4 protein-coding genes are annotated in these 3,425 nt (G+C 71.8%); 3 read left to right on the top strand and 1 reads right to left on the bottom strand.

Annotated elements, in window-relative coordinates:
* Positions 1–46 precede the first annotated feature (46 nt).
* Positions 47–313, bottom strand: coding sequence for a WhiB family transcriptional regulator (locus NT8_RS27635; protein WP_067975921.1), 267 nt, complete (start codon positions 311–313; stop codon positions 47–49).
* A 739-nt stretch (positions 314–1,052) separates the two neighbouring features.
* On the opposite strand from NT8_RS27635, the gene ectA reads away from it, so the two are divergent.
* The 3 genes from ectA (at position 1,053) to NT8_RS27620 (ending at position 3,377) form a co-directional block, all read left to right on the top strand.
* The gene (gene ectA / locus NT8_RS27630; RefSeq protein ID WP_067975924.1) at positions 1,053–1,568 is read left to right on the top strand and encodes a diaminobutyrate acetyltransferase; all 516 of its coding nucleotides are present in this window, start codon (positions 1,053–1,055) and stop codon (positions 1,566–1,568) included.
* Positions 1,569–1,615: 47 nt separating this feature from the next.
* Positions 1,616–2,881 (top strand): diaminobutyrate--2-oxoglutarate transaminase, encoded by a 1,266-nt coding sequence (gene ectB / locus NT8_RS27625; RefSeq protein ID WP_067975919.1) that lies wholly within the window; start codon positions 1,616–1,618, stop codon positions 2,879–2,881.
* Positions 2,882–2,972: 91 nt separating this feature from the next.
* A complete protein-coding gene (locus NT8_RS27620) occupies positions 2,973–3,377 on the top strand; it encodes an ectoine synthase (RefSeq protein ID WP_067975916.1) in 405 nt (134 codons plus the stop codon).
* The last annotated feature ends 48 nt before the right edge of the window (positions 3,378–3,425 follow it).

The following is a 3,425-nucleotide window of genomic DNA, read 5'->3' as shown; positions in this document are numbered from 1 at the left end:
GGGGGGCGGGCGGTCCGCGGCGGAGGCGGACCGGACGCGGTACGGCTCAGCTCGCGGCCACGAGCTGCTCTCGGCGCAGGTAGCGCCGGTCCTCGGGCGTGGTGCCGCCCCAGACCCCGTGCGCCTCGCCGGCGCGCAGCGCCCACCGCAGGCATTCCGGGCGAACAGTACAGCTGCGGCAGATGGCCTTCGCGAGCTCCGCGTCGTGCCCACCCGGCCCGGTGGTGCTCACCGGGAAGAACAGTTCGGGGTCGTACTGGCGGCATGCGCCCTGCTGGACCCAGTCTTCGCTTTCGTGGTACAGGCGGTTCACCAGGTGCCTCCGTTCCCTGGCCGGCGATCCTCAGCGGGCCGGCGGTGTGCCCCGGGTCCCCTGAGACCTTGGTTGGCGCGCGGAGCCCGTCGGCGGATGGCGCAGGCGTCCTCGGCGCGTCTCGACCGATTGTAGTACTACATGCGGTCGTACTACGCGCAGTCTGCTAAAAATCGGTGTGATGCGCAAGGCCCCCCGAGGGGTGCCGCCGCGAGGGCCCGGGGCGCGTGCTCTCGGCCGGAGGGCTCCGCGAACCCGGCGCGGCGGGCGTTCCGGGCGTCGTTCGCGGCGTTTCCGTGCCGCATGGGGCGGCGGAATGCGTATGTCGCGACCTTTCACCCGAATTCGTGTGACCTATACCATCCTTAAAGTTCGCTGCGAGCGCCCCATGTTTCGCTGTGAAGCGGCACAATCGCCCTTGGCGGCTCGACGCGCCCGCGCTCGCCGCCCCGGCGCCGCGACCGGCCCGAACCCCCTGGTGGCCCCCGCGTGAGCGGCGGTGCCCCGCGCCGCCTCGGCCCCGTCCGCCGCCACGCAGGGTGATGTCGGCCGACAAATCGAACGGTCATACCCGGCGAAACACCGCCGAAACAATTTGCGGAAAATCCGGGAAAACGCTGCTCAGGAACGTTCGCTATGTTCCTGCGACGTGCCACGAGAACGAATCCACGCCGCAACACGCACCGTCGACGCCCCCGAGCGCCCCGCGCCGGAGACCGCCGACACCGCGGGCGACGGCGTGCGCCTCGGCCCGCCCGGGGCGCTCGACGGCCCGGACCTCTGGCGGCTCGCCCGCGACGCCGGGCTCGACGTCAACTCGCCCTACGCCTACACGCTGTGGTGCCGCGACTTCGCCGACACCAGCGTCGCCGCACGCGACGCCGGCGGCGCGCTGCGCGGCTTCGTCACCGGATACGCCCGTCCCGGCTCACCCGACACGTACTTCCTGTGGCAGGTGGCCGTCGACCCGGCGTTCCGCGGCCGCCGGCTCGCCCGGCGGATGCTCGACCACATCGGGGACCGCGTGGCCGCCCGCGGATTCACGCACCTGGAGGCCACGGTCACCCCGGGCAACGCCGCGTCCCGCGCGCTGTTCACCTCCTTCGCCCGCGACCGCGGAGCGGAGATCGGCTGGTCCCCGCTGTTCGGCGCCGACCACTTCCCGCACGACGGCCCCGAGGCCCACGAGCCCGAGGACCTGGTGCGCGTCGGCCCCCTCGCCGGACCGCCGCCCCCCGCCGGCCGCCCCTCCTGACCACCCCGTCGTCACCGCCGAGAGCCCATCCTGGGGAAGGAACTCGCATGGAGATCTTCGACCATCTGGAATCCGAAGTCCGCAGCTACTGCCGGAGCTGGCCGGTCGTGTTCAACGAGGCGCGGGGCACCCACATCTACGACGAGGGCGGACGTCCCTACCTCGACTTCTTCGCGGGCGCCGGCTCGCTCAACTACGGGCACAACCACCCGGAGCTGAAGACCAAGCTCATCGAGTACCTGATGGCGGACTCGGTCGTCCACAGCCTGGACGCCTACAGCGTCGCCAAACGGGACTTCCTGACCGCGTTCGGCGACGTCGTGCTCGCCCCGCGCGGGCTCGACTACAAGGTCCAGTTCCCCGGCCCCGCGGGCAACAACGCGGTGGAGGCGGCGCTGAAACTGGCCCGCAAGTACACCGGCCGCGAGACCGTCATCAGCTTCACCAACGGCTTCCACGGCATGACTTTGGGCGCGCTCGCGGTGACCGGCAACTCCATGAAGCGCGGCGGCGCGGGCGTGCCCCTGGGGCACGCCGCGACCATGCCCTACGACAACTACATGGACGGCCGCACCCCGGACTTCCTGTGGCTGCGCAGCCTGCTGGAGGACAGCGGCAGCGGCCTGGACAAGCCGGCGGCGGTCATCGTCGAGACCGTGCAGGGCGAGGGCGGCATCAACGTCGCCAGCGCGGAGTGGCTGCGCGGCCTGGCCGACCTGTGCACCGAGTACGGGATGCTGCTGATCGTCGACGACATCCAGATGGGCTGCGGCCGCACCGGCCCGTTCTTCAGCTTCGAGCACGCCGGGATCACGCCCGACATCGTCACCCTGTCGAAGTCCATCAGCGGCTACGGCCTGCCGCTCGCCCTCACCCTGTTCAAGCGCGAGCTGGACGTGTGGGAGCCGGGCGAGCACAACGGCACGTTCCGCGGGTTCAGCCCGGCCTTCGTCACCGGCGCGGCGGCGCTGGACCTGTTCTGGCGCGACGACGAGCTGCTGCGGTCGACCCTGGCCAAGGGCGAGCTGATCGAGTCGCGGCTGACCGCCATCGCCGCCGACTACGCCGAGGCCGGGGCGCACGTCCGCGGCCGCGGAATGGCCCGCGGGCTGGCGTTCACCCAGGAGGGCGCGGCCAAGGAGCTGGCCCGGGAGGCGTTCCAGCGGGGCCTGCTGCTGGAGACCTCCGGTCCCGAGGACGAGGTCGCCAAGCTGCTGCCGCCCCTCACCGCCTCCGAGGAGGAGCTGGAGGAGGGCCTGGAGATCATGGCCGAGGCCGCCAAGGCCGCGGTCAAGATCCCGCAGACGGCCTGACACCGGCATTTCGCACGCGCCCGCGGGAAGAACGCCGTCAGGCGCCGCGTCCCGCGGGCCCGAGAGTAGAGCAGGAACAGGAGCGCACACCGTGATCGTTCGCAGCCTGGACGAGGTCACCGACACCGACCGCGACGTGAAGACCGAGACCTGGCGGAGCCGCCGGCTCATCCTCGCCAAGGAGGGCGTCGGGTTCTCGTTCCACGAGACCGTCCTGTACGCGGGCACCGAGACCCGGATGTGGTACGCCAACCACGTCGAGCTGGTGCACTGCATCGAGGGCGAGGCGGAGCTGGTGAACGAGGACACCGGCGAGACCCACATCATCACGCCGGGGACCCTCTACCTGCTCAACGGGCACGAGCACCACATCGTCCGGCCCAAGACGGACTTCCGCGTGCTGTGCGTGTTCAACCCGCCGGTCACCGGGCGCGAGGTGCACGACGAGAACGGCGTGTACCCGCTGCTGACCGAGGACGACGCCGCGGCGTCGTGACCCGGCCGCGGGCGGGGCGCGGCCACCGCGTCCCGCCCGCACCCGCCC

The organism is Nocardiopsis trehalosi NBRC 14201, from assembly GCF_001552555.1.
Taxonomy (GTDB): Bacteria; Actinomycetota; Actinomycetes; order Streptosporangiales; family Streptosporangiaceae; genus Nocardiopsis_B; species Nocardiopsis_B trehalosi.
Note: the sequence above shows the minus strand (reverse complement) of the source record. Positions and strands in the feature narration are given on the sequence as shown.